Source organism: Streptomyces sp. MRC013 (assembly GCF_023614235.1).
GTDB lineage: Bacteria > Actinomycetota > Actinomycetes > Streptomycetales > Streptomycetaceae > Streptomyces.
Genome location: NZ_CP094264.1, coordinates 70,630 through 95,477 on the forward strand (window position 1 = coordinate 70,630; position 24,848 = coordinate 95,477).

Annotated in this window: 15 protein-coding genes and 3 pseudogenes; 9 read left to right on the top strand and 9 right to left on the bottom strand. The window is 75.2% G+C overall.

Annotated features, from left to right (window positions below; all coding sequences use genetic code 11):
- Positions 1-90 precede the first annotated feature (90 nt).
- Positions 91-1,293 (bottom strand): NAD(P)/FAD-dependent oxidoreductase, encoded by a 1,203-nt coding sequence (locus tag LUW75_RS00330; protein WP_250333817.1) that lies wholly within the window; start codon positions 1,291-1,293, stop codon positions 91-93.
- Between the two features lie 790 nt (positions 1,294-2,083).
- Here LUW75_RS00330 and LUW75_RS00335 point away from each other — a divergent pair.
- The gene (locus LUW75_RS00335) at positions 2,084-2,584 is read left to right on the top strand and encodes a hypothetical protein (protein ID WP_250333818.1); all 501 of its coding nucleotides are present in this window, start codon (positions 2,084-2,086) and stop codon (positions 2,582-2,584) included.
- A 1,083-nt stretch (positions 2,585-3,667) separates the two neighbouring features.
- On the opposite strand, the pseudogene LUW75_RS00340 reads toward LUW75_RS00335, so the two are convergent.
- Together LUW75_RS00340 and LUW75_RS00345 are read right to left on the bottom strand one after the other, a co-directional pair.
- A pseudogene (locus LUW75_RS00340) lies at positions 3,668-5,292 on the bottom strand (alpha/beta hydrolase).
- Between the two features lie 421 nt (positions 5,293-5,713).
- Complete coding sequence (locus LUW75_RS00345; protein ID WP_250333819.1) at positions 5,714-6,382, bottom strand: class I SAM-dependent DNA methyltransferase; 669 nt, start codon at positions 6,380-6,382, stop codon at positions 5,714-5,716.
- Positions 6,383-6,950: 568 nt separating this feature from the next.
- On the opposite strand from LUW75_RS00345, the gene LUW75_RS00350 reads away from it, so the two are divergent.
- A complete protein-coding gene (locus tag LUW75_RS00350; protein ID WP_250333820.1) occupies positions 6,951-8,351 on the top strand; it encodes a glycosyltransferase family 39 protein in 1,401 nt (466 codons plus the stop codon).
- A gap of 43 nt (positions 8,352-8,394) precedes the next feature.
- Here LUW75_RS00350 and LUW75_RS00355 read toward each other — a convergent pair.
- Positions 8,395-9,903, bottom strand: a pseudogene (locus tag LUW75_RS00355) (GMC oxidoreductase); the annotation flags it as partial.
- A gap of 473 nt (positions 9,904-10,376) precedes the next feature.
- Here LUW75_RS00355 and LUW75_RS00360 point away from each other — a divergent pair.
- The 4 genes from LUW75_RS00360 (at position 10,377) to LUW75_RS00375 (ending at position 14,004) form a co-directional block, all read left to right on the top strand.
- Positions 10,377-10,922 carry a 2'-5' RNA ligase family protein gene (locus LUW75_RS00360; RefSeq protein WP_250333821.1) on the top strand — a complete coding sequence of 182 codons (546 nt, stop codon included), beginning with the start codon at positions 10,377-10,379 and terminating at the stop codon, positions 10,920-10,922.
- Positions 10,923-10,998: 76 nt separating this feature from the next.
- Positions 10,999-11,421 carry an ATP-binding protein gene (locus tag LUW75_RS00365; RefSeq protein ID WP_250333822.1) on the top strand — a complete coding sequence of 141 codons (423 nt, stop codon included), beginning with the start codon at positions 10,999-11,001 and terminating at the stop codon, positions 11,419-11,421.
- A 425-nt stretch (positions 11,422-11,846) separates the two neighbouring features.
- Positions 11,847-13,055 carry an FG-GAP-like repeat-containing protein gene (locus LUW75_RS00370; RefSeq protein WP_250333823.1) on the top strand — a complete coding sequence of 403 codons (1,209 nt, stop codon included), beginning with the start codon at positions 11,847-11,849 and terminating at the stop codon, positions 13,053-13,055.
- Positions 13,056-13,302: 247 nt separating this feature from the next.
- Positions 13,303-14,004 carry an aspartate/glutamate racemase family protein gene (locus LUW75_RS00375; RefSeq protein ID WP_250333824.1) on the top strand — a complete coding sequence of 234 codons (702 nt, stop codon included), beginning with the start codon at positions 13,303-13,305 and terminating at the stop codon, positions 14,002-14,004.
- Positions 14,005-14,225: 221 nt separating this feature from the next.
- On the opposite strand, the gene LUW75_RS00380 is transcribed toward LUW75_RS00375, so the two are convergent.
- The 3 genes from LUW75_RS00380 to LUW75_RS00390 all read right to left on the bottom strand — a co-directional run bounded on the left by LUW75_RS00380 (position 14,226) and on the right by LUW75_RS00390 (position 17,498).
- Positions 14,226-15,542: an MFS transporter gene (locus tag LUW75_RS00380; protein ID WP_250333825.1), complete on the bottom strand. Its 1,317-nt coding sequence runs from the start codon at positions 15,540-15,542 to the stop codon at positions 14,226-14,228.
- A 292-nt stretch (positions 15,543-15,834) separates the two neighbouring features.
- Positions 15,835-16,449 (bottom strand): HD domain-containing protein, encoded by a 615-nt coding sequence (locus LUW75_RS00385; RefSeq protein WP_250333826.1) that lies wholly within the window; start codon positions 16,447-16,449, stop codon positions 15,835-15,837.
- Positions 16,446-17,498, bottom strand: a complete 1,053-nt coding sequence (locus LUW75_RS00390) for a GlxA family transcriptional regulator (RefSeq protein ID WP_250333827.1) — start codon at positions 17,496-17,498, stop codon at positions 16,446-16,448. Before LUW75_RS00390 ends, LUW75_RS00385 begins: the two co-directional genes overlap by 4 nt.
- A gap of 340 nt (positions 17,499-17,838) precedes the next feature.
- Between LUW75_RS00390 and LUW75_RS00395 the strand changes: the two genes are divergently transcribed.
- Positions 17,839-18,486, top strand: a complete 648-nt coding sequence (locus LUW75_RS00395; protein WP_250333828.1) for a GNAT family N-acetyltransferase — start codon at positions 17,839-17,841, stop codon at positions 18,484-18,486.
- A gap of 209 nt (positions 18,487-18,695) precedes the next feature.
- Positions 18,696-19,811 (top strand): AI-2E family transporter, encoded by a 1,116-nt coding sequence (locus tag LUW75_RS00400; protein WP_250333829.1) that lies wholly within the window; start codon positions 18,696-18,698, stop codon positions 19,809-19,811.
- A 305-nt stretch (positions 19,812-20,116) separates the two neighbouring features.
- Here the strand turns inward: LUW75_RS00400 and LUW75_RS00405 are convergent, their stop codons facing one another.
- The gene (locus tag LUW75_RS00405; protein ID WP_250333830.1) at positions 20,117-20,536 is read right to left on the bottom strand and encodes a subtilase-type protease inhibitor; all 420 of its coding nucleotides are present in this window, start codon (positions 20,534-20,536) and stop codon (positions 20,117-20,119) included.
- 396 nt (positions 20,537-20,932) lie between these two features.
- A complete protein-coding gene (locus tag LUW75_RS00410) occupies positions 20,933-21,898 on the bottom strand; it encodes a YihY/virulence factor BrkB family protein (protein WP_250333831.1) in 966 nt (321 codons plus the stop codon).
- Positions 21,899-22,382: 484 nt separating this feature from the next.
- Here LUW75_RS00410 and LUW75_RS00415 point away from each other — a divergent pair.
- Positions 22,383-24,628: pseudogene (locus LUW75_RS00415) on the top strand (peptidoglycan recognition protein family protein).
- Positions 24,629-24,848: the final 220 nt, after the last annotated feature.

A 24,848-nucleotide genomic window follows, 5' to 3' on the forward strand; every position in this document is an offset into this window, starting at 1 on the left:
CGCCACGGGCACGGCGCGACGGCGGCCGGGGAGGGGCGGCGGGGAGGGCCGCGGGCGTGCCCGCTGCGGTCCGCGCCCTGCGGGTGCGGGTCAGGCGAGTCCGCGCAGCATGAGGTTCCAGTAGAGGAAGGGCAGGCCGCGCCGCTTGAGGTACCACATGTCGGTGCGCTCGCGGACGGTGTCGATCACCGGGATCGACGGGGCGGGCCGCCCGCTGTAGTCGAACTCGGCGAGCAGCACCTTGTCGCGCGCCGTGGTCAGCGGGCACGAGGAGTAGCCGTCGTAGGCGGCCGTGGGCTCCCGGCCGTTCATCGATGCCAGGAGGTTCTCGACGAGCACGGGCGCCTGCTTGCGCACGGCGGCGCCGGTCTTGGAGTTGGGGGTCGACCCGGCGTCGCCGAGGGCCCAGACGTTGGGGTACCTGACGTGCCGCATCGTGTGCTTGTCGACCTCGACGTAGCCGGCCGGGTCGTCCGCGTCGGCCAGCGGACCGCGCTTGATCCAGTCCGGGGCGCTCTGCGGTGGCACGAGGTGCGCCATGTCGTACGGCAGGGTCGTCGTGTTCCCGGAGCCGAGGTCGGTGACGGTCACCTCGCGGGCCTCGGGGCGCACTTCGGTGACCTCGCTGCCGTAGTGGACGTGGATCCCGTACCGGCGGACCACGTCCTCCAGCACGCGGGCGAACTCCGGGACGCCGAAGACGGCGGGGCCCGGGAGGACGAGGTGGACGTCGATCCTGCCGAGCACTCCCTTCTCGCGCCAGTGGTCGGCGGCGAGGTAGGCGATCTTCTGCGGAGCGCCGCCGCACTTGATGGCGCCCGACGGCATGCCGAACACCGCGCTGCCCGAGCGGGTGCTCCGGATGAAGCGCCAGGTCGCGGGGGCCGTGTGGGGCAGGTAGTTGCTGGACAGGCCGTCCTCGCCGAGTCCGGCCTCCAGGCCCGGCACGCGGTCCCAGTCCAGTTGGATCCCGGGGCAGACCACGAGGTGGTCGTAGGAGACGGAGCCGCCGTCGTCCAGGGCCACCTCCTGTGCCTCGGGGTCGACGGCGACCGCGGCGCGGCGGATCCACCGCACGCCCTTGGGGATGACGGACTCCTGCGGGCGGATGCTCTCCTCCAGCGGCGCCCGCCCACCGCCGACCAGCGTCCACAGGGGCTGGTAGTGGTGGCGGGGGCTCGGGTCGAGCACTCCGACGTCCTGTTCGCCGGCGCGGCGGAGCCGGGCCGCCACCGAGACGCCCGCGGTCCCGCCGCCGATGATCACGATCCGGTGGTGCTGCTTGGTCACCAAGGGAACTCTCCAGCTCGATCAAATGTACGTACATTTACGCTAGGCCGCGCGGTGCCGGAAGGGCAAGTCGCCTCCGCGAATCCCTCTCCGCACGTACGCGCATCGCGCCTCCCACGGGCGCGGCCGACCGGCCGGCCGCGGCGGATCCCGGCGCCCTCCGGCTCCCGCACGGGACGCGCCGTGCGCCCGCAGGGCACCCCCGCGTCCCGCGACCGCCGCCTCCGGTCAGGCCCCGCCGCGCACCGTGCCGGGGAGGCGGCCGGGCCGCGGCCCGGCGGCGGGGCCCTTCCGCCTCCGCCCTCCGCCCGGACGGCGCCCCCGGGCCGAAATCCCCTCCTCCGGCGTCCGCCGAAGCGGGTCGGGCTCGCGGGACGGCGACGGGACGTACCGTCGGCAGGCGGCCTGCGCCCTGTCGGCGTCGCGGCCGAGGGGCGTCTCCCGGCTCCTCGGGGTCGGCGCCGGGCTCCGCGGGGCCGGTTTCACCCCCGACGGTCGCGAACGGCTCCGCGGCCCTTTCCGCGTCCCGCCTCGACCCCGCGGCCCGAATGCGTATACGGATTCCTGGAAGTAGGATTCCGGTAGAGAGCCGCCCCGGCCGAATGTTCCGACAGCGGCCGACTGCATCGGACCACCGCCTCCCCCCTTGCAGTTCCCCCCGTCGTTCACGGGCTCGACGAGCGGACGGGGGAAATCCCGGGCAGGAGCCGGCGGCACTCTCGGGCCGTACGGCGAAATCCGCTGTCTCACAGGCCGGTCGGCATGTTCGTTCCGTACGGGATGGGAGGTCATCATGCGCAATCGATCGGCGATCGCGTCCGCGGCAGCGGTACTGGCTCTGACGGGGAGCGTCCCCGCGTATTCGGCGGTCACGGCCGCGCCTTCCGGCAGCATCGGATCCACCGCCGGGACGGCACCCGACCTGGCCCTCCCCGCCGCGTCGATCACCCCCGGCAGTTTCACGGCACAGCAGTCCGGGGGCAACTGGACCATCACCTTCTCACGCACCCTCAACTTCTCCTCTTTCGAGGTGAACAACCAGTTCCCGTTCCAGGCCTGGGCCGAACTGTGGGAGCAGGGCGAATCCGATGACGACTTCCTCGGCCGCACCCGTGTGTCCAACGTCTCGCCCAGTTCCTCGGGTGTGACGATGAACGCGACGTTCAGGCGGACGAGCAGTCAACTGGACACGGAGCTGGGCGGTGAGGAGATCTACGCAAAGGCGGTCCTGAAGAACCTGGAGACCGGCCAGGTCTTCCAGGCGACGACTCGCCGCATCCAGATCTCGCCCTGAGCACACCGGGGCGTCACGTTCCGCGCGCTCCGTTCGCATACGCCGCCGGCCCCCGCCGGACGGCCGGCAGGGGGCCGCCGCCCGACAGGGGCCCGGCCCCGCCGCGAGCGGCCCCGGTGTCCTCGCGGGCGGCGGCCCCGATCACGGACTCACGCTTCCGCAGGGCCCGTACCGCTCCCCCGGGACGGTACGGGCCCTGCACCGCCGACGGAGACCGTCCCGGCGGCCCGGGCCGCCGGGACGGTCTCCGGACGAGGGCGCCGGGGGGACACGCGAAGGAGCACGGCCGGCGCGGTGCGCCGATGCCGGCCGTGTGGCAGCGGGCCTCCGCCGGCCCGCGCGGCCCCCGTCCGGTCGCCTCCAGGCGGTGACGTACCGGGGGGTCCCCGCGGCGTACGCCGGGTCCGCCGGCGGGCTCGACGCCGCGCCCGTGCCGCGGAACCACCCCAGCCCGCCGGCCTCGTCACGGGCGAGCAGGGCGCCTTGCCGACGGCCGGGCCGCCGCCCGGGGCGATGATCGCCGTGTACGCGTCCCGGCCGGTGGCGACCTTGGAGCGGGGGCGTAGGGCCGCGCCGCACCGCCGGTGCCCCGGTACAGCCGCAGCATCCCGGTGACGTCGCGGGCATACGGGTCGGCGCGGCCGTCCCGGTGACGTCCACGCCGCCGGTCAGGGCGTTGCGGACCCGTCGGCCCGGACCCCCCTCCGCGTGGACGGCGAACGGCCCGCATTCGACGCCCGTGCCGCGGTGGAGCCGCGGGACGCCCGCCTTCTCCCGGGCGATCAGGCCGGCGTGGCCGTCGCCCGCGACGTCACCGGCCCCGCGCACGGACGAGGGGACGTCCCGGCCGGTGCCGACCCGCGCCCGCGGTTCGAAGACCGCTTCGGTGCCGTACCGCCTGCCGGAGACGGGGTGGTACCACGGCAGGCCGGAGGGCTCCCGGGCGACGACACCGCCGCCGCGGCCGTCCGTGGCGATCGGGGACAGCCCGGTGATCGCGTCGAAGGCGTCCCAGCCGGACCCGAGCCGCCGGCCCGCGGCCGGCGGCTCCCCTCGTCGAGGGTCTCCCTCGGGCGTCCGGGGTCAGAAGCGGTCCGGGGCGCGCTCCGGGAGCGGGGAGCCGGGAAGGGTGTTCCGCTTCTGGTTCTTCCGCGCCTCCGCGTTCGACTCGGCCGTGGCCCTGCAGGTCACGTCCCTCGCCGGGAGCCTGCCGGTGGTCAGGTAGCCGGTGACCGTGCCGTCCGTGCACGCGTCGCCGTTCGGGTAGACGCCGTGGCCCTCGCCGCCGAGGACGGTGACCATCCTCGAGCGCTTCAGGGCGGCGTGCAGGGCCTGAGCGCTGGGCAGCGGGGTCTGGGAGTCCCATTCGTTCTGGACGACCAGGGAGCCGACCCTGTTGCCGACCCCGGTCACCGGTTCCACGGACTCGTCCCAGAACGCACAGGGCTTGATGCTGGACGCGAAGTCGCCGTAGAGCGGGTAGCGGCCCCTGTCCTCGACGGCGTCCCGCCGGTAGCTCTCGGGGTCGCGGGGCCACGCGGCCGAGTTGTCGCCGCACACCACGGCCCAGAAAGCCGCCGTCATGTTGTCGGACGGGACCTCTGCGGGGTCGGCGGCGGCGTCCGCAGCCCCGGCTCCCCCCGTCCCGGTGAACGGCGCGAGCCTCTTCGCGGAGGCGGGCCCGCCGTCCGCCGCCTTCCTCAGCTCCACGATCCCCTCGCTGGCCAGCCGGGGGCTGAAGACCGCCCGGCGCATACCGCTGCGGACGTCGTCACCGGTGAGCGGGTGCCCCTCCAGCTCGATGGGCTTCTCGTCCGCTCGCGCGACCAGGTCCCAGAAGGTCCGGTCGACCTCCTTCGGGGTGTCGCCGAGGCCGTACTGCTCCGACCTCCGGGCGGCCCACTCGGTCCAGCGGTCGAACGCGGGCTCGGCGCCCTCCGCCCACCACTGGACATCATCCCCGCCAGGCGCGCGCCGGATCGACCGCGCTGTCCAGGACGAACCGGTCGGCCCGGCCGGGGAAGAGCTGGGTGTAGACGGCGCCCAGGTAGGTGCCGTACGAGTAGCCCAGGTACGAGATCCTCCTCTCGCCGAGGACCGCCCGGAGCAGATCCATGTCGCGCGCGGTGTTGCGCGTGGTGATGTGCGGGAGCGTGTCGCCCGCCTTCTCCCTGCACTTGTCGGCGAAGCCGCGCGCCCAGGCGACGTCCTTGTCGAACGTCTCCTTCCGGTACGGCCGCAGCCAGTTCTCCTCCGCCGGCTCCAGGCCGCAGGAGACCGGGCTGCTCCGTCCCACACCGCGCGGGTCGAAGCCGATGAGGTCGTACTTCCGCTGTACGGGCTCGGGGAGGCTCTCCCGCATTCCCAGCGGCATGTGGAGTCCCTGGCCCCCGGGGCCGCCGGGGTTGGAGAGGAGGACGCCGCGCCGCTCACCGGGCACGGCGCTCCTGATCCGCGACACGGCCAGATCGATCCGGTCGCCCCCGGGGGGCCCGGTAGTCCAGCGGGACCTTGATCGTGGCGCATTCGAACTCCGCCGGGAGGTCGGCGTCGCACCGCTTCCACCGCGGCTTCTGCTTCACGTACCGGTCCAGCGGGCCTCCGGCGGCGGCCGGGGCGGCCGTCGACGAGGCGGCGGCCGGGGCGGCGGTGGCCGTCGGGGGGACGAGCGTGGGAGCCAGCGTCGCCGTGACACTCACGGCCAACAGGGGCGCGAGACGTCGTCTGCGCACGATATCGATCCTTCCGGTCGCGTGTTCGGACGGGAAGGATCTTTCAGGAGCCGACCCCCCGTGCGGATCCCCCGCTGGGTCGTACCTCCTCTCCACCTCGGGGATGACACAGGGGTCTTGGGCAGTACCGGAGTGGGAGGAAGCCGACCCGGGTTCCGGCCCGGCCCCGATCCCGCCCCGACCCGGGCTCCTCCCCCGGCCCCGATCCCGTCCCGACCCGGGTTCCGGTCCCGGCCCCTCCCGCGCCGCGGGGCCGGCCGGTCCCTCCCTCCCGTGCCGGCGTCCGCCCCCGCGCCGACCGCACCGCCGCGATCAAAGCGGCGTCCCCGACCGGTGCGCGCCCCCTCCGGGGAAGCGCTGCGCGGCACGGGCCGCGTCCGCTTCGGGTGCGCTCTCCTCAGCCGGGCCGCCTGGCCGTGAGGACCACACCCGGTCCGCTCCGTTCGTCGGCGGGGAGGCGGAGTTCGGCGACCGGGCGCAGTCCGGCCCGCTCGACCAGGTCCACGAGCCGTTCCGGGCGCCACCGGTGTGTCGTCCAACGGACGGGCACCCCTCCGTAGGCCTCGGTCCGCACCACGTCCCCGTCGCCGACGTGTGTCGCGATGACGAGGTGGCCGCCCGGCTTCAGGGCGCGTGCGAACAGGGCGAGGACCTGTGGAAGGACGTCGCGGGGCAGGTTGAACAGCGACCACCACCCGAGCACGCCTCCGAGGGAGGCCTCCGCGAGGTCGAGGTCGGTGGCGGAGGCGACGCCGAAGCGGCATCCCGGATGAAGGCGGCGGGCGTTCTCGATCATGCGGGGGGAGAGGTCCACCCCGGACACGTCCAGTCCGCGTTCGGCGAGGTAGGCGGTCACCGTTCCGGGGCCGCACCCGACGTCGAGGACGGGACCGAGCCCGCCCACGGTGTCGGCGAAGGCGTCGATCGCAGCCTTGAGCCACGGATGGGCGCGGACGTCGCCGACTCCCGTCGTCAGCACCATGTGGGCGTAGTCGTCGGCCACCCGGTCGTAGGACTCGCGGACCGTGTCGAGGTCGGCCGGTCGGTCGATGTGGTGTGCGCGCATCGTCCGACGATAGGCGTGCGCGGCGGTTCCGGGGCCGCGGGCGGTCGGTGCCGAGCCGCCGCCCACGGCCCGGTCGCCCGGTGGGGCCGTGCCCGGCCGCTACCGAAAGCACGCGCCCGGCTCTTCGGGAAGCGCCCGCGGCCCGCCCCGCACGCCGCCGTACGCCGGCCGCCGTACGCGCCGCCCGGCGGGCGGCGGTGATCCGCTCGGTGAGGGCCTGCGGCACGCGGGCCCCGCCCTCGGCGCCGGGGCCCGCCGCGGGTCGGTCCGCCGGCGCCCGTGGAGCGGCCGGGACCCGTCGGGTCGCCCGAGCAGCGACGCGGCGTCACGGAGCCGACCCCGGCGGCGCTTCCGGCGGTGCGCACCGGAGGCGCTACGGTGCGTACCCTCTTCGACCGACGCTCGGCTCCCGAGACGTCGTCACGCTCGACAACCCCTCCGAAAGGCCCTTCTCATGCCGGTCGACCGCAGGTTAGGCCTGACATTCCGTCACATGAAGCCCTCCGGGATCCCCCTGGCGTCCGCAACGCGTCCCGCGCGTCGCGATGTCCTCGTCTGGCTGGTTCCGATGCTGTGGACTTTCGCGTTCGGCCTCTGGGGGCTGTCGCGGCAGGACAGCGTGTGGCGGGACGAGGCCGCCACCTGGCAGGTGGCCCAGCGCTCCGTGGCCGAGATCTGCCACATGCTGAGCAACGTCGACGTCGTGCACGGCTGTTACTACCTCCTGATGCACGTGTTGTTCGAGTGTTTCGGACCCGGCACCACGACCCTGCGACTGCCCTCGGTCCTGGCCACGGGGATCGCCGCGGCCTGCGTGGCGGTCGTCGGCCGTCGACTGGCCGGCCGGTGGGCGGGCCTGGCGGGGGGAATGGCTCTCGGGCTGCTTCCCGCCGTGCAGTTCCACCTCCAGGAGGGCCGCCCCTACGCGATGGTCGCGGCCGGGGCCGGAATGTCCACGCTGCTCCTCGTGACCGCGCTCCAGGGGCGTGCCCGAACGCCGCACTGGATCGCCTACGGCGGCACCGTCCTGCTGACGGGGTTCCTGAACTGGCTCTCGCTCCTGGTCCTCCCGGCGCACTGGGCGACGCTGCTCTGGACCCGGGCCGGGCGCGGGGTCCGGACGCACTGGACGGTGGCCTCCGCCGCCGCCGCGGCATGCGTACTGCCGCTGATCCTCTTCAGCCGAGGCCAGTCCGCGCAGGTGTCGTGGATCCCCCCGCTGACCTGGCACATGGTGATCGGCCCAGCGGTCCTGCTGGCGATCGGCGGCATCGGTGCCCTGTCGGACCGGCCCCGAACGGGCCGGCTGTCGGCGGCAGCCGTCGGGATGCCGTTGCTGGCGGTGCCGCAGATCGGTCTCATCGGCCTGTCCCTGATCCAGCCGCTGTTCCTGGACCGGTACGTCCTTTTCAGCCTGCTGGGGCTGGCGCTCCTGATCGGTGCGGCCGTCGGCTCGGCGGTACGGGCGGCCGAATCCCCCTTCCCGAAGGCGTCGAAGTGGATGCTCCCCGCCGTGGTCGTCGCGGCGGTGGCGGCGCTGCTGCCGCAGTCGCTGGCGAAGCGGTCCCCGGCGAGCAGGGTGGACGACGTCCTCGCGGTGGCGTCGGAAGTGCGACGGCTGAAGGGGCCCGGGGGCGCGGTGCTCTTCATCCCGTCAGCGCGCCGGGACACCAGGTCCGTCTCGCCGGAGGCCTTCGCCGGTCTGCGGGACATAGCCCTGGCGGAGAGCCCGGAGAGGTCCGGGACCCTGAAGGGAGTGGAGGCGGGCCCCGCCCGCATACGTGCCGCGATGCTGGCCCAGCAGCGGATACTGCTGGTGACGGACGCGGCGCGGGTGGCGAAACCGGTGGCGGCCGAGCGGGACGGGACGAAGGCCTCGGTACTGGAGGGGTACTTCACGGCGGTGGCCGACAAGCAGGTGCGGGGCCGGAGGGTGACCGTCTACGAACGGCTTGCGCCGGCCCGCTGACCGGCGGGCCGGGCCCGCCGGCCGCCGGGGTCCGGCGGTGCGGTCAGACGTCCTCGGTGATGATCCGCTCGATGTTCCGCTCGGCGAGCGCCGTGATCGTGACGAACGGGTTGACGCTCGTGTTGCCGGGGATCAGCGCACCGTCGATGACGTACAGGCCCCGGTAGCCGTGCAGCCGCCCGTAGCCGTCCGTGGCCCTGCCCAGCACGGCACCGCCGAGCGGGTGGTAGGTGAGGTGGTCGCCCCAGACCCTGTACCCGCCGAAGAGGTCGGTCCGGTAGACCGTCCCCTCCGTCGCGTTGATCCTGTCGAAGATCGTCCCGGCGGCGTCGGTCGACGGCTGCTTCCACGCCGCCTTCCAGTCGAGGTCGACCCGGCCCGCGGCCGCGTTCCAGGTGAACGCCGCTCGGTGGGGGTTCCTGGTGATCGACAGGTACAGCGAGGCGTAGGTCTCGATGCCCGTGGGAAGCGGCGCGACCTCGGCGAACGCCCCGCCGGCCGCCCAGTTGTCGATGCCGGCGGTGGGCATCGACGACTGGAGGGCGCCCGTCGCGTCCCACACGTGGTTGGCGCGGCCGCACATCACGTTGCCGTTGTCCCCCCAGCCCCTGCCGATCTCGGCGTTGAGCGCGGGCAGCGCACCGGTGGCCTTCAGTCTGGTCAGCAGCTTGCTGGTGCCGACGCTGCCGGCGGCGAAGAAGACCTTGCCGGCGGTGACGGTCTTGGTGGCGGCGACGGCCCCGGTGGTGTCGATCCGGTCGATGAGCACGGTGTAGCCGCCGCCGGCCGCCTCGGTGACCGAAGTGACCCTGTGCAGCGGCGAGATGCCGACCTGGCCGGTGGCCAGGGCCCGTGCGAGATAGGTCTTCTGCAGGCTCTTCTTGCCGTGGTGGTTGCCGAAGAGGACCTCCCCCGCCAGTGCCGACCCGGGGACGGTGCCGGCCTCCTCCCGCTCCATGTAGTCCCAGTCGTAGACGTTGGGCACGAGGACGAACCGGAAGCCGGAGCGCTCGGCGTGCCTGCGGCCGACCCTGGCGTACCGGTAGCAGTCCGCCCTCTCCCACCAGCCCCGGTCCACGTCGCCGGCCCCGAGTTCGGCGTTGGCCCGCGGGTAGTAGACGTCGTACATCTCGTCCGGGTCGACGGTGGGCAGGACGGCCGGGAAGTTCTCCCGTCGGGGGGTGACCGCCATGCCGCCGTTGACGAGCGAGCCGCCGCCGACGCCCCTGCCCTGGTAGACCGTGATGCCGGCGAACTCCTCGGCGTCGAGGATCCCGGTGTAGCGGGGGATCTTCCTGTCGAGCGGGAGGCCGAGGAAGCTGCTCACCGGCAGCCTGCTCCTGTCGCGGAGCCAGAAGGCGCGGAAGTCGGGCGCCGTGGTGCCGGAGAAGATCCTGCCGTCGGGGCCGGGCGTGTCCCACGCCATCCCCATCTCGGCCATGTGGACCTCGACCCCGGCGCGGGCCAGCCGCAGTGCGGCGACGGAGCCGCCGTAGCCGGTGCCGATCACGAGGGCCTGTACGTGCGCCCCGGTCTCGATCGGGGCGGTGGCCGAGGCGGCGACCGCCGGAGCGGGCCGTGCGCGAGCCGCTGCCGTTGGCCCCTCGGGGGGCGTACCGTCCGGGGGGACCCGGCTCCGGCGGGAAGCCGGCGGGGCGCACCCCGAACGGGTCCGTCACGTCGGGTGGGAGTGCCCATGCCGTGTTCCTCGCTTTCGCGCGCACGGGGGTGTGTTCCGTTGTTTCCCGCGCGGGACGGACGACACACCGGCCGGCAGCCCGGGTTGGGCGTGACCGTCGATCGCCGCGGCCGCCGCGCACCGCCGGACGCCCACCGGCGGTGCGCGGCGGCCCCGGGGCACCGGCTCGCCGGGCCGGCCTTCGCGCGGGCGCCTCCGGTGCGTACCGCCCCGGCCGGCCCCCTCCCTGTGCTGCTCGCGCCGCACTCCCCCGGCCGGCCGGTGGGGCCCCGCGCGCCGCGGGCGGCGTTCCGGGGCGGTGCGGCGGGCGGTCGTACGCTGGCCGGGTGCACAGTGTGGAACTGCTGCCCGACGAGACCACCGAGCGGGCCGTCCGCGACGTGTGGGGCCGCCTGCTGCGGGCGGGCCTGCCGAGCCAGGCCGCGCACCGGCATCCGACGAACCGCCCGCACCTCACCCTCGCCGCGGCGGACGCCCTGGTGCCCGGGGCGCGTATACGGCTGGACGAGGCGCTCGCGGTCCTGCCGCTCCCGCTGGTCCTCCGGGGAACCGTGCGGTTCACCGGTCGGATCCACGTACTGGCCTGGGCCGTCCGGAGGGACGACGCCCTGCTGCGCCTGCACGAGGCGGTGTGGCGCGCCCTGCACGACACGTCGGCGGGAGGGCGGCTCAATCCGCTCCACGACCCCGTGCGCTGGACCCCGCACATCACCCTCGGCCGTGGCCGCGGCGCCGTCTGGCCCGTTCCGGACGAGGAGCTGTTCGGCGGTGCGTCCGGTGGGGCACCGGGCGTTCTGACGGGCCGGTGGGTCGGTGCCCGCACCTACGACTCGGCCGCCCGTACGACCGCCCGCCTGGGGCCGCCCGGGTGAGCCCGACATGCCGTGCCTCAATCGGACCGCGCGGGGTAAACGCGGCAGAACAGGCACCTGGTCAGGAGGGATTCCGGTGAGCGGATCGTCACTACGGGCGGTGGGCTGGGCACGCTCCCTGCCGTTGGACAGCGATGTGAAGACGGCACGGGACTGGACCCGGGAGCACCTGCGGAAGCTGGAGTGGACCGCCGCCGCCCCGCAGACGGTGGACGCCGTGCTGCTGGCCGTCTCGGAGCTGGTCACCAACGCCCACGTCCACGCCCGCAGCAGCGCGCAGTTGGTGATGACCTGGGACGAGCGCTGCCTGCACATAGCCGTGCACGACGCCTCGGCGGAGCTGCCCACGCCCCGCCCGCCGAGCACCGAGCGCACCGGCGGGCGGGGCATGTTCCTCGTCGACGCCCTGGCCGACGACTGGGAGGCGCGCCCCTGCCTCGACGGCAAGACCGTCACCGCCTGCTTCCGCCCGCCCGGCGCGGCCCGGGTCGGCTCCTGACCCGCCCGCCCCGCCCGGGCGCCCCCGGGCGGGGCGGGCGGCACCGCAGGCGGGCGGGAACCGCACCGTGCGCACGGCGGTGGCGCCCGAACCCGGCCCGCGGGACCCCGCGCGCCGCCGACGTGCCCGGCCGGGTGCCGGTCGCGTACGCGGCCCGGTCCGGCGCCCCGGTTCCGCGGCGTCCTCCGCGCACCGCCCCCACGGCCACCGGCCGGTTCCCGGTGCCGTTCGGCTCGGCGGGCCGGGACCCGGTGTCCGGGGCCGGTGGGCCGGCACGGGCGCCGGCGGCAGCGGCGGCCCGCCGCATGCCCTCGGGGAGGCCCGCCCGTGCGGTGGCGGCCGACGCCGCACAACCTTCCGCGGTCCCGGTGAGTCCGGCATGGTGCGTGCGCGCCCCGTGGCGGGGCGCGGGAGAGGACACACAGATGCGCATTCCCGTGAGACGCCTCGTGGGCTCGCTGGCGGGGCTCGTGGTGGGCGGTCTGGTGGCGGCGACGCTTCCGGCGCAGACCGCGCAGGCGGCGACCGGCTCCTACCGCTGCCCGGCCGGGTACTTCTGCGGTTTCACCGGCACGTCGGGCGACGGCACCATGTTCAAGACGAACACGAGCATGGCCACCCTGGGCACGTGGGACAACAGGATCCGGTCGTACGTGAACCGCTCGCCGACCTTCGCCTGCCTGTACACCGAGCCGCACTACTCGCTGTCGGGTGACGCCTACGTCTCCTCCGAGGCCCCCGCCGGCCCCGGCGAGTACGCGTGGACGCCCGCCTTCGACCGGCGGATCAGTTCGGTGAGGCTGGTGCGGACCGAACGCGAGTGCACGCAGAGCGCCTACCCGCGCTGGTACGCCGAGACCGCGCCCGGGGCGGCCGGTTTCGGCGACCTGGACGGCGACCGCAGGTCCGACGTGCTGGTACGGGACGCCGTGGGCCGGACGTGGTTCCTGCCCGGCGACGGGACGGGCCGGCTGGTCGGGAGCGGCTGGAACGCCATGACGGCCCTGACCCGGCACGGCGACTTCTCCGGCGACGGCCGCGAGGACCTGCTGGCCCGCGACCGCGACGGGGTCCTGTGGCTGTACCCCGGCCGCGGCGACGGCGCCTTCACCACCCGCAGGTCGGTCGGCTCCGGCTGGAACGCCATGAACCACCTGGTGGGCCCCGGCGACCTGACCGGCGACGGGCGCGCGGACCTGCTGGCCCGGGACACCGGGGGGCGGTTGTGGCTGTACCCCGGCCGCGGCGACGGCGCCTTCACCACCCGCAGGTCGGTCGGCTCCGGCTGGAACGCCATGAACCACCTGGTGGGCCCCGGCGACCTGACCGGCGACGGGCGCGCGGACCTGCTGGCCCGGGACACCGGGGGGCGGTTGTGGCTGTACCCCGGCCGCGGCGACGGCGCCTTCGCGAGCCGGAGGCTGCTGGGCGGCGGGTGGAACGTCATGAAGAACCTCGTCGGGGTCGGCTCGTACGACGGCGACGGCGTCAGCGACCTGCTGACGGTGACCGACGAGGCGTACCGGGGCGGCATGCCGGGCTGGCTGCTCGGCTACCGGGGCACCGGTACGGGCGCCTTCCTGCGCGGTACGGAACTCGACGGCGACTGGTGGGGGTTGAACGGCGTCCACTGACGGTCCCGCGGCGCCCCGTCCCCGCCCCGCGGTACCGGCGCGCCCGGCGGTTCCGCGCACGCCCTGTTCTCCTCCCCGTTCCCGGCCGGGCGAGGCGAGGCGGAGCGACGGGGCCGGCGGGCCGCTCCCGGGCCCGCTCTGCGCCTCCTCATAAGAAAGTCTTCCGGACCGGCTCAGGGCTGCTTGGATTGTCCCGGGTCCCGCGTTCCTGCACCATTCCCGCATCGACGGACGACGGGAGGCGGCAGTGAGAACGATCGGGCTGATCGGGGGGATGAGCTGGGAGTCGACCGCGGAGTACTACCGGCTGCTCAACGAGTTCACGCGCCACCGGCTGGGCGGCCTGCACTCGGCCAGGTGCGTGCTGTACTCGGTGGACTTCGCGGAGATCGAGCGGTTGCAGGTCCGGGGCCGCTGGGCGGAGGCCGGGGAGATCCTGGCCGGGGCCGCTCGATCCCTGGAGAGCGCCGGGGTCGACATGGTGCTGATCTGCACCAACACCATGCACAAGGTCGCCGGCCAGGTGGAGGCGGCGGTCTCCGTCCCCCTGCTGCACCTGGCCGACGCCACCGCGGCCGCCGTACGGGCGGCGGGCGCGCGCAGGGTCGGCCTGCTCGGCACCGCGTTCACCATGGAGCAGGACTTCTACCGCGGTCGTCTCGAAGCGGCCGGACTGGAGGTGTGCGTCCCGGACGCCGAGGGGCGCGCGCTCGTGCACCGGGTGATCTACGAGGAGCTCTGCCTGGGCGTGGTGCGGGAGGAGTCGCGCAGGTCCTGTCAGGGGGTCATCGGGGACCTCGTCGCGGCGGGAGCGGAGGGGGTCGTCCTGGGCTGCACCGAGATCGAACTCCTCGTCGGCCCGGGGGACAGCGCCGTACCGCTCTTCCCCACCGCGCGGCTGCACGCGCAGGCGGCCGTGGACGCCGCCCTGGCCGGGTACCCCTCCTGAAGGCGCGCCGCACGGCTCGCCGGCGAGCCGTGCGGCGCGCGTGAAACGGCCGGGAGCGGCGGGCAGGCGGTCTCCCCGTCCCGCCCGCCTCGGGCGGGGCGGCGGGGCTTCGACGTGGTCGCCGTCCGGCGCCCGGCCTCCCGGGGCGCCGGACCGTTCCTTCGAAGTCCCGCGACGTCGCCGGCCGGGCAGCGTCCGGCGGGGCGCCGGCCGTCCCCCGTTCAGCCCCGGGCACGGTCCCGTTCAGCCCCGGCGCGGGCCTGTTCCGGTTCGCGGGCCCGCGGAAGGTCGCGTTCGCGGCGCATCGGGCCCAGGGCGAGGACGAGCCAGGAGGGTGCGACGACGCACGTCATGATCCACATGGCCAGCCGGTACCCGACGGCGTCGCCGAGTACGCCCCCGAGCAGGGAGCCGAGCGGGATGGTGCTGTGGTTGACCGCCATCACCGTCGCCACGACCCGGCCGAGCATGTGCGGCGGGCAGTACGCCTGCCGGAAGCCGCCCACCACGACGTTGGCCACCGAGACGCCGGTCCCGACGAGGAAGGCGCCCGTCGCGAACAGCAGCAGCCCCGGTCCCGCCGTGGTCATCGGCAGGAGCAGCGCGAACGGCGCGGTGGCGGCCTGCAGGAGGAGCAGCCCGCGCGCGGTGCCGAACCGCCGGCCGACCGCGGGAGCCGCCAGCGCGCCCACGATGCCGCCGGCGCTGCCGCCGGTCAGCAGCAGCCCTACCGCGGCCGGTTCCAGTCCGACGGTGCGGACCAGGAACACGACCTGGACCGCCTGGTATCCCGTCAGTGCCATGTTGACCACGGCGCCCCACACGACCATCGTCCGCAGGTACCGGTCCCGGCCCACGAAGCGCAGCCCCTCGCCGATCCGCCGCCGGAGGGGGGCCCGCTCCTCCTCGGGAGCCCGGTCCGGCTCGACCGCTCCGATCCCCCTCAGGCAGAGGGCGGAGACCAGGAACGTCAGCGCGTCGGCCGCGAGCGCGGCGACCGCGCCGAACGCCTGGGCGAGCAGCCCCGCCGTTCCCGGTCCGGCGACCCGGGCGGCGGCCTCGCCGCCCTGCAGCCTGGCGTTGCCCTCGGCGAGGTCGCGGCCGTCGAGCACGACGGGGACGTACGAGTGGTAGGCGGTGTCGAAGCAGACCGCCGCGGTGCCGCAGACCAGCGCGGCGGCGAGCAGGTGCGGGAAGGTGAGCGCACCGAGCCACGCCGTCAGCGGAACGCTCGCCAGGACCGCGGCGGACAGCGTGTCGCACGCGATCATCAGCGGCCGCTTACGCCTCCGGTCCACCCATGCGCCCACCGGCAGGCCCACCAGCAGCCAGGGCGCCCACACCGCCGCGGCGAGCAGGCCGACGGCGGTGGAGCCGGCGTCCATCTCCTCGACCGCGACCAGCGGCAGGGCCACCGCGGTGACGCCGTTCCCCAGCCCGCTCGCGGTCTCGCCCGTCCAGAGCAGGCGGAAATCCCGCCGGGCGAACACTCCCCGGCGCCTTCGGGGCCGTCCTGGCGTGCCGTTCGTCGGATCCACGCGGGGCATCATGCCGTGGTCTCCCGCGACCCGCATCGCCGTTTCGGGTGCGGGGGACACGGGTGGGGCTCCCGGTGCCGGGGCCTTCTGGAGGAGCCGGGCCGCCTCCGGTCCGGCGGGAGGAGACGCGGGACTCCTCAGCGCGGCCGCCGGGCCCGGGGCGGCGGTGCCGGTGCGCGGGGGGGACGGCCGGTGGTGGGGGTGCCCGGGGCAGGCCTTCCGGCACCCCGGCTCCCGGTCCGGCGGGTACGGGCGGCAGCGCCGGCGCAACCGCCAGCCGTCGACGGCGCGTTCAGTCCCCGAACGGCGCGGCGGCGACCAGCTTCAGGAAGCCGTCGTGCCGGACCATCCGGGCGATGTGCGAGTCCGGCTTGGCGGCCGCCTGCCGGCGCACCACGTCGGTCACGAAGGCGGTGAACCCTTGCCGGGGATGGAGTTCGAGCACGTCGGCGAGGAGCGCGGGGGGCAGTCGGTCCAGGCGCAGCCCCATGACGTCCGCCGCGGCGCCCAGGTGGACCGCGGCCACCTCCGGCCGGGGGTCTTCGGCGGTGGTGACCTCCATGTGCAGGGCGATCGCGTCCCGGACCAGTTCGACGAGGTCGGGGCGGGCTCCGCGGGCGTGGAGTTCCCGCTCGGCGAGCGAGGCCCCGTGCACCTCGAACGGGGCCCGGGGATCGTCGTGCGTCTCGGTGAGCGCCAGGTCGTGCAGGACGGAGGCGATGAACAGCGCCTCCGCGTCGAACCCGCGCCGCTGCCCCTCGAGGAAGGCGGAGCCGAAGCGGTAGGTGCGGTAGCAGTGGGCCACCAGTGCCGGGGGGCTCGCGGCGCACAGCATCCGGTCGGCTGCGCGGGCGAGCGGCGAGTCGGGGAACGGGGGCAGTGGCACGGGGTTCTCCCAGCTGGTCATGGGGTGGGCGTCCGGTCGGGTGGGGAGGCGGGGCCGCCGGGGAAGGCTCCGGCGGTGCCGGCGGCGGGCGGGAAGCGGAAGCGTCGCCGGTATTCGGTCGGAGTGGTGGCGAGCCGGCGGCGGAAGGCCCGGTGCAGGGTCTCCACGGAGCCGAGACCGCTGGCGGTCGCCACTTCGGGCAGACCGCGGTCGGTCTCCTCCAGGAGGCGGCGCGCGGCTTCCACCCGGAGGGCTTCGACGTAGGAGGCGGGCGTGGTGCCGGTGCGCTGCCGGAACAGCCGGGCGAGGTGACGCACGCTGAGGTGCGCCCGTTCGGCGAGCGCCTCGGCCGACAGTTCGTCGGTGAGGTGGTCGGCGATCCACCGGCGCAGCTCCTCGATCCGGTCCCCTCGGGGTGCGTGGATCGAGAGCGGCACGCTGAACTGGCTCTGTCCGCCGGGGCGTTTCACGTACATGACCATCGCCCGGGCGGTGGCGAGCGCCGGGGCCTGGCCGTGGTCCTCGGCGACCATGGCCAGGGCCATGTCCATCCCCGAGGTCATCCCCGCGCACGTCCACACCCGTCCGGCCCGGATGAAGATCGGGTCCGGGTCGACGGCGATCCGCGGGTGGTCGGCGGCGAGCCGCTCGGCGGTGAGCCAGTGGGTGGTGGCGGGCAGCCCGTCGAGGAGTCCCGCCGCGGCCAGCACGTGCGCGCCCGCGCAGACCGAGGCGGTGCGACGGGTCCGGGGGACCGCCGTGCGCAGCCACTCGACGACGGCGGTGTCGACCACCGGCTCGACGCCGCCGTCGGCCGGGCTGATCGCCCCCGGCACGAGCAGCGTGTCCACCCGCCCCCGAACCTCCGCGAGCGCCACGTCGGCCACCAACCGGACCCCGCTGGAGGTGGGCAGCTCGCCGGCTCGGGCCGCCGCGATCTGCACCCGGTACCCGGGGCGGCCCTCCCCGGTGATGCCCGAGGCCACCGAGAAGACCTCGGCCGGACCGGTGACGTCCAGGAGGTCCACACCGGGGAAGGCGACGATGACGACTCTGCGGGGTGCGGGCACGCCCCCATGGTTTCCCGCCCGTCACCGCGGCCGCAATGACCGGTTCCTGTCACATCCGGCCATACGGCCCGCCGCGCCCCGGCGTTCCCGGTCCGGAAGGGGGCGCCCCGGCGGACGCCTCCCGCGGCCCTGGGGGAGCGCCCGGGGAACGGCCGGTGTCCGTTCCGGCGGCCGTGGCGGACGGCGCGGGCCGTGCACCGGCACCCCGGCGGCCCTCGCCGGCGCGACCGGTGCCGCGACCGGGCGGGCCCGCCGATCCGGGGCCGCTCCCGCGCCCCTCCCCTCCCCTCCTCGGATATCCGGTGGCCACGACGGCCGGGAGCGGGAAGGATCCCCGGTCATGACGCTGCTGACCCACTGGCCGCTCGCGGGACTGCGGTTGACCACACCGCGGCTGGAGCTACGGCTGCCGGACCCGGAGGACCTCGCCGCGCTGGCCTCGCTGGCCGCCGACGGCGTGCACGACCCGGCGGTGCAGCCGTTCACCGCGGCGTGGACCGACGCGGCTCCCGAGCAGCGCGCCCGGGGCGTCCTGCAGTACCACTGGCGCTGCTGGGGCGAGTGGCGCCCGGAGGACTGGCGGCTGAACCTGGTGGTCGTGAAGGACGGTGTCGTCGTGGGCACGCAGGGCGTCAGCGCCCGGGACTTCCCGATCCGTCGCGAAGTGGGCACCGGCTCCTGGCTCGGCAGGGCGCACCAAGGCCGGGGACTGGGGACCGAGATGCGCGCGGCCGTCCTCCACCTGGCCTTCGCCGGGCTCGGTGCGCGGTACGCCGTTTCGGGGGCGTACGCGGACAACGCGGCCTCACTGGGGGTGTCGCGCAAGCTCGGCTACCGCGAGGACGGCGTCGAGCGCCATGTCGTACGCGCCGAGCCCGCCGTGCTGCACAGGCTCCGCCTCACCGCCGAGCGGTGGCGGCGGTACCGCTCGGTCCCGGTGGAGGCGGAGGGGCTGCCGGAGTGCCTGCCGTGGTTCGGCCTGACGTGACCGCCTCCCGGGGGCCGTGGAACGAGTCGTCCGGACCGCGGCGGCGCGGACCGCGGTGCGCCGGACCCCGGTGCGGGCCGCCGGCCGCTCCGCAGGTCGCCGCTCCCGCCGCAAGCGCGGACACGGGCGCGTCGGCGGCACCGGGCGGTGGGCTCGCGAACCGGCCGGCGGCGGCGGGGCGTGGGGAGGGGCACCCGTAGGGTGCCCCCATGCCTGCTTCGCTGAGTTCCGCCAAAACCGCCACCGCGCTGCGCACATCGGCGCGCGTCTCCGTCGAACTGCTGCTGGTCCTCGTGGCGGTGTCGGCCGCCCTGTGGCTCCTGGGGCGGATGTGGTCGGTCGTCTGGCCCCTCGTCGTGGGCTTGTTCCTCACCACGCTGACCTGGCCCGCGGCCCGCTTCCTGCGCCGGCACGGGTGGCCCCCGGCGCTGGCCGCCTCGGCGGTCACCGTGGTGTTCCTGCTGGTGGCCGCGGGCATCGTGGCGCTGATCGCGGTTCCGGTGGCGTCGCAGTCCGGTGAGTTGGCCGACGGCGTGACCCAGGGCATCCAGAGGATGCGCGAGTGGGCCGCCGGGCCGCCGTTGAACATCGGCGACGACCAGATCACCGGTGCCCTCGACACGGCCGTCGCCCGCCTGCAGAACAGCGTCGGCAGCATGGTCACCGCGGTGGTCGCGGGGGTGGGCACCGTGGTCGACGGCGTGGTGACCGCCGTCCTGGCGCTCTTCCTGATGTTCTTCTTCCTCAAGGACGGCCCGAGGTTCCTGCCCTGGCTGGCCCGTCAGTTCCCCGGGCGGCTGGCCACGGACGTCCCGGTCGTGGCGGCGCGCATCTGGGAGACGCTCGGCGCGTTCGTGCGCTCCCAGGCGTTCGTCGGGCTGCTCGACGCCGTCCTCATCGGCACCGGCCTGTGGTTCCTCGACGTTCCGCTGGTGCTCCCGCTGGCCGTGCTGACCTTCGTGTCCGCGTTCGTGCCGATCGTGGGCGCCCTCTTCGCCGGCCTGGTCGCGGTGCTCATCGCCCTGGTCTCCAACGGCCTGGCGGACGCGCTGATCGTACTGGCGGTCATCGTCGTGGTGCAGCAGATCGAGGGCAACGTGTTCCAGCCCATGATCCAGAGCCGCGGACTCGGCCTCCACGCCGCGGTGGTCCTCCTGGCGGTCACCCTGGGCGGCAGCCTGGCCGGCATCGTGGGCAGCCTCCTCGCGGTACCGGCGGCCGCGCTGATCGCGGTGGTCTGGAACCACCTGCGCGAGCAGCTCGGCGAGCAGCCGCGGGAGCCGGAGGCGGACGAACCGCGCTCCGGCGCGGCCGTCCCGTCCTGACACCCGCCCCGTCGCCCCGGGCGGGAACGGGCGGCGTCCTGCCGCCGGCCGCGCACCCGCGACCGGCGGCGCGCCGGAAGGCCCCGCGACCCGCCCGCCCCGTGCCCGTCCCCGCGGGGCGGTGCGTCCGGTGCGCCCGCCCGTGGGGCGACCGCCCGCCAGCGCGGGGCCGCCGGCCCTCCGCGCCCCGGCCCTGCGCGCCGATCGCCGTACCGCCGTCGGGCCGGCGTCCTCGGCGCGGCGGCACCGGTCCGCCCCCGCCCGGCGGGGGCGGGGGCGGATCCGCGGGGGTCCGGGCGATGGCGTCAGAAGGCGAAGACGGAGTCGCCGTTCAGCGTCGAGGACATGACGCACGCGTTGGAGAAGGCGTGCTTCCAGGAGACGCGCTTGCCCTCCCACACGCCGTTCACGCCGACGGTGATCGGGTCGTAGTGCATCGGGCAGACCCGGTTCGGGTCGGGGGAGGCCAGAAGCGTGGCGAAGTCGCCGTTCGTGGCGGCCAGTTCGGCGCAGGCCGCCCGGGGGTTCGGGTGCGTGCCCCCGACGGTCGGCGCGCAGTCGAGGGTGGCGCTCCGCACCACGGCCGCCGCGCCCTCGCCCTGGGAGACGGTCAGGACGACCGAGGAGGGGGCCTTCAGCACGGAGGGCTGGGCCTGTGCGACGCCGGAGGCGCCCGCCAGGGTCAGGAGGGCGGCGGCGGAGACGGCGGCGATACGGTGACGCACGATGGACGTCCTTTCGATATGAAGGATATAAGCGACAACTGCCTGCGTAATGCTGGCCGTTCGCCACTGAGTTTGTCGGATGTGAAGGAGATACGCACATTCGACACCGATTTACGGACATCCCGTTCGATTACCGGAGATCGAACGGCCGTTTAGGCAGCTCAGGCCGGGCATGCGGGTCCGCGCACACGGTCCGGCACCCCCCGGACACCCGCAGTAACCGCCTTGTGGCAGGCCGCTGACCTGCCGTCCGTCGCACCCGGTTAACCCATCGTCCACTCAAGGTGACCGAAACACGTCCCTGACGCCGTTCGCCCCGCCCTCCGGCGGGTCCGCCGGAGGACGGGGCGGCGCCGCGGCGGTGGCGCCGGGGCCGGAGGCGGTCGCCGCGCGCCCTCAGGCACCGGGCCCCGGGTCGGGACGGACCGGCTCCCTGGCGCCCGCCCTCGCGGCTTCGAGCTGGGCGGCGAAGGCCACGCCGAGGAAGAGGGCGACGCCGGTCACGTTGGCCCACAGCAGCAGCGCGACGAAGGCGGTGAGCGGGCCGTACACGGCCCCGAAGGAACCGCTCCTGCCGACGTAGAGGGCGAGCAGCCAGGTGGCCGCCACCCAGAGCAGCAGATGGACGCCCGAGCCGAAGACCAGCCACGTGTAGCCGGGCTGGTCGCGGCGGGGCGCCCAGCGGAAGATCACGGCCGACGCCAGCGCCGCGAGCAGGATCCCCACCGGGACGTGCAGCGCCTGCCACCAGTCGAGCAGCGACGGCGGCCAGTGCAGGGCCCGGACCACCGACGCGCCGACGTCCCGGCCCGCGACGACGGCCAGGAAGCCGCCGCCCAGCGGCAGCCCCGCACCCACGGCGAGCAGCGCGCCCCGGCCGTACTTGGCGAGGAGGGGGCGGTCGCGTTCGATGCCGTAGATCCGGTTGCAGCCGCGTTCGATCTGGCTCATGGCGGAGGCCAGGTTGAGGACGGCGAAACCGAGGCCCAGCCACATGGCCGCGGCCCCCGCGACGTCCGCCCCGGCACTGCGCCGGGTGTCGGCCAGCGCCTGCCGCACCAGGTCCGCGCTGGTGCCCGGAACGATCCGGGCCAGCGTCAGTTCGACGGCCTGGCCGAGCCCCTCGGTGTGCATCGTCGTCGCCACCCCGACCAGGGCGATGGCGAACGGCACGATGCCGAGCACCATCTGGTAGGCGAGGGAGCGGGCGAAGCTGAAGCCGTCGGCGTACCGGAAGCGGGCGAAGGAGTCGAGGAGGAGTTCGCGGCCCCCGTAGCGCCGCAGCGCGGTGAACGCCTCGTCCCCGGAGAGTTCCCGCCCGACCATGTCCCGCGTCTGCGGCACATGCACGACCGTGCCCATGTCTTCCCTTCCGCCCGCGCCCCGGCGGTCCCGTGCCGCGTCCCGCGCGGCGGTGCTCCACCGCGCGGACCGGCGGAAGGACGGTCCGCCCGCCCTGCCGGCCCGGTTCCTGCCGTGTGCCCGCGGCGGGGCCGTGTACGCCGCGCCCGCGCCGCGGAGGCGGAGGGCGCGGCGGACCGGTCCGGCGGCGCGGTTCCGGGGCGGGCCTCCCGCCCGGGCGCCGCGAACACCGGGACGGGGCTGTGACCTGATTCACCGTCAGCGGAAAAGCCTGTTCTCCTACCCCGTGTCCCGGGTTTCATGCGTACGGCCTCGGAGAAAGGTTCGAGAGGCTCCCCACAAGTGTGTAGCCTGCATACGCACATGGCGCGGGGCGGCACGCTGCGTACTTCGCAGGCGGCCCCCGCGTCTCACTACTTCAAGGGGTGGGGGCTGCGTGGAGCGGCGTCGGACAGTGCTGGCGGCGGCCGTCGCCGTGGCGGGTGTGACCGGTGTTCTCGTACTGCGGGGGGCGACCGGCGGCGACGCGCCGAGGGGGCCGGTCGACGGCAAGCCCCGGCCCGTCGCGGCCGAGGCGCGGACCGAGCCGATCGCGGTGAGTGCCGACGGCCGCTCGGCGTCCCTGAAGGAGGAGGGGACCAAGCCGTTCAGCATGCTGGGGGTGACCTGGACCGACCCGGCGGTCCGTGTCGCCGGCACGGTGGAGGTCCGCACGCGCGCCGCGGGGTCGGGGCGGTGGTCGCCGTGGCTGCGGCTGGACGGGGACAGCGGCCAGGGCGAGGAGGGGGCCGATCGCGGGGGTACGGAGCCGGCGTGGGTCGGCGCGTCGGACGGTGTCGAGGTGCGTCTGCGCACGGGCGGGACCACGTCCAGGACGCTCCCCTCGGGACTCCGCCTGGACATGGTGGACCCGAAGGCGGGCAGCGTGTCCCGGATGGCTCCGGCGGCGTTCGCCGTCGAGGAGACCGCGGTGCCCGCGCCGACCGGGACGGAGCCCGGCCCGGCGGAGTCGGAACCGGCGCCGGACGCGTCGGCGACCCCCACGGACCAGGCGCCGGTCACGACCCCGCCGGTGAGCGCGGAGCCGACCGCGCCGCCCGCCGCGAGCGCTCCGCCGTCCCCGACGGCCCCGGCCCCGTCCACGCCCCCGACGAGCCCCGGCCTGAGCCCGAGCCCCACGGTGAGCGGGCCCCCGCGCCCCCGTCGACCGCGCCGCGCCCGCCGATCACCTCCCGGACGGGTTGGGGCGCGGACGAGACGATCAGTCCCGAGGCCCCCGGGTACCTCCCGGGCGGAAGAGTCAAGGCCGTGGTGGTCCACCACACCGCCGAGTCCAACACGTACACGTGCGCCGAGGCGCCCGCGGTGGTGCGCGGGATCTACGCGTACCACGTGAAGCAGCTGGGCTGGAAGGACATCGGCTACAACTTCCTCGTCGACAAGTGCGGCACCGTCTACGAGGGCCGCAAGGGCGGGGTGGACCGGCCCGTCCTGGGCGCGCACGCCTACGGATTCAACGCCGAGACGACCGGCGTCTCGGTGCTGGGCACCTACACCGACACCGCTCCCCCGCAGGCCGCGCTGGTCTCGATCGCCCGCATCGCCGCGTGGAAGCTCGGCCAGTACGGCGTCGACCCGGCCGGCACGGCCGTACTCACCGCCGGCGACGGCGGGCGCAGCCACTCCGGCCAGACCTGGGCGAAGGGCGCCCAGCTGTCCTTCCCGGCGATCCACGGCCACCGCGACGGCTACAACACCCAGTGCCCCGGCACCGCCCTCTACGACACGCTGCCCACCCTGCGCTCCTGGGCCGCCGGCCCGGTGGCCGGGCTTGCGGTCAAGTCGGTCACCGGAGCGGGCGCGTCGGGCACGACGTACTACACGAAGTCCTCCGTCACCGTGAACTGGACGGCGACGACCCCGGCCGCACTGGTCGGAAGGTACGAACTGCTCGTCGACGGCAAGGTGGCCGCCACCACCGCCGGCACCGCGGCCTCCGCCACGGCGGCGCTCGCGCCCGGCACCCACAAGGTCCAGGTCCGCGCCGTCCACCGGTCGGGCCGCGCCACGGCGACCGCCGCCGCGACCGTCGTCGCCGAGACCACCGCCCCCGCCTTCACCACCAGGCCGGCGCTCGCCCTGCGCACCGGCACCGTGAACACCGCCGCCGTGCCGGTCACGCTGAGCTGGAAGGCGACCGACGGCGCCTCCCTGCGGGACGTGCGCCTCACCAGCCCGCTGGCCAGGACGTACGCGCCGACGGTGTACTCCGCCCCCCACACGGCCAAGTCCGGCGCCGCCACCACCTGGAGCATGACCGCCCACGACCGGGCCGGCAACACCTCCGCCGCCGCCGTGTCCGGCACCCCGGTGATCCTGCAGGAGACCTCCGCCGTCAGGTCCGGCACCTGGACGGCCAAGTCCTCCACCAGTTACCTGGGCGGCGGGTCCCTGACCAGCTCCGCCAAGAACGCCGGCCTGACCTGGACCTTCACCGGCCGTTCCGCGGCCTGGGTGGTCTCCCGCGCCTCCACCTCCGGCCAGGCGCACGTGTACGTCGACGGCGTCAAGGCCGCCACCGTCGACCTGAAGTCCGCCACCACCAGGTACCGCGACGCCATCTGGACCAGGACCTGGGCCACCAGCGGCAAGCACACCGTGAGGATCGTCGTCGTCGGCACCGCCGGCCGCCCGGCGATCACCACCGACGGCCTCGTCCACCTCAAGTAGCGAGCCGCTCCGGGGAGCCGACGGCGGCGCGCGCCGGGCCGGGGCGCGCCGCCGTCCTCCGGCGGGGCCGGCGGGGCCCGGCACGGTCGGGGCGGACCCCGCCGGCGGACGGGCCCGTCGATCCTCCGGCCGCTCCCGGCACCGGGCGCTCCGGCGCCCCGGCCCCTTCCCCGACCGAACCGGGCGGTGGTGAGGACACCCACGCCACCGCCCGCCCCCC

Coding starts and splice junctions, on each gene's coding strand:
- LUW75_RS00335 (WP_250333818.1), top strand. CDS start 2,084: ATGCGCAATCGATCGGCGATCGCGTCCGCGGCAGCGGTACTGGCTCTG.
- LUW75_RS00370 (WP_250333823.1), top strand. CDS start 11,847: ATGCGCATTCCCGTGAGACGCCTCGTGGGCTCGCTGGCGGGGCTCGTG.
- LUW75_RS00400 (WP_250333829.1), top strand. CDS start 18,696: ATGCCTGCTTCGCTGAGTTCCGCCAAAACCGCCACCGCGCTGCGCACA.
- LUW75_RS00385 (WP_250333826.1), bottom strand. CDS start 16,449: ATGACCAGCTGGGAGAACCCCGTGCCACTGCCCCCGTTCCCCGACTCG.
- LUW75_RS00410 (WP_250333831.1), bottom strand. CDS start 21,898: ATGGGCACGGTCGTGCATGTGCCGCAGACGCGGGACATGGTCGGGCGG.
- LUW75_RS00395 (WP_250333828.1), top strand. CDS start 17,839: ATGACGCTGCTGACCCACTGGCCGCTCGCGGGACTGCGGTTGACCACA.
- LUW75_RS00350 (WP_250333820.1), top strand. CDS start 6,951: ATGCTGTGGACTTTCGCGTTCGGCCTCTGGGGGCTGTCGCGGCAGGAC.
- LUW75_RS00345 (WP_250333819.1), bottom strand. CDS start 6,382: ATGCGCGCACACCACATCGACCGACCGGCCGACCTCGACACGGTCCGC.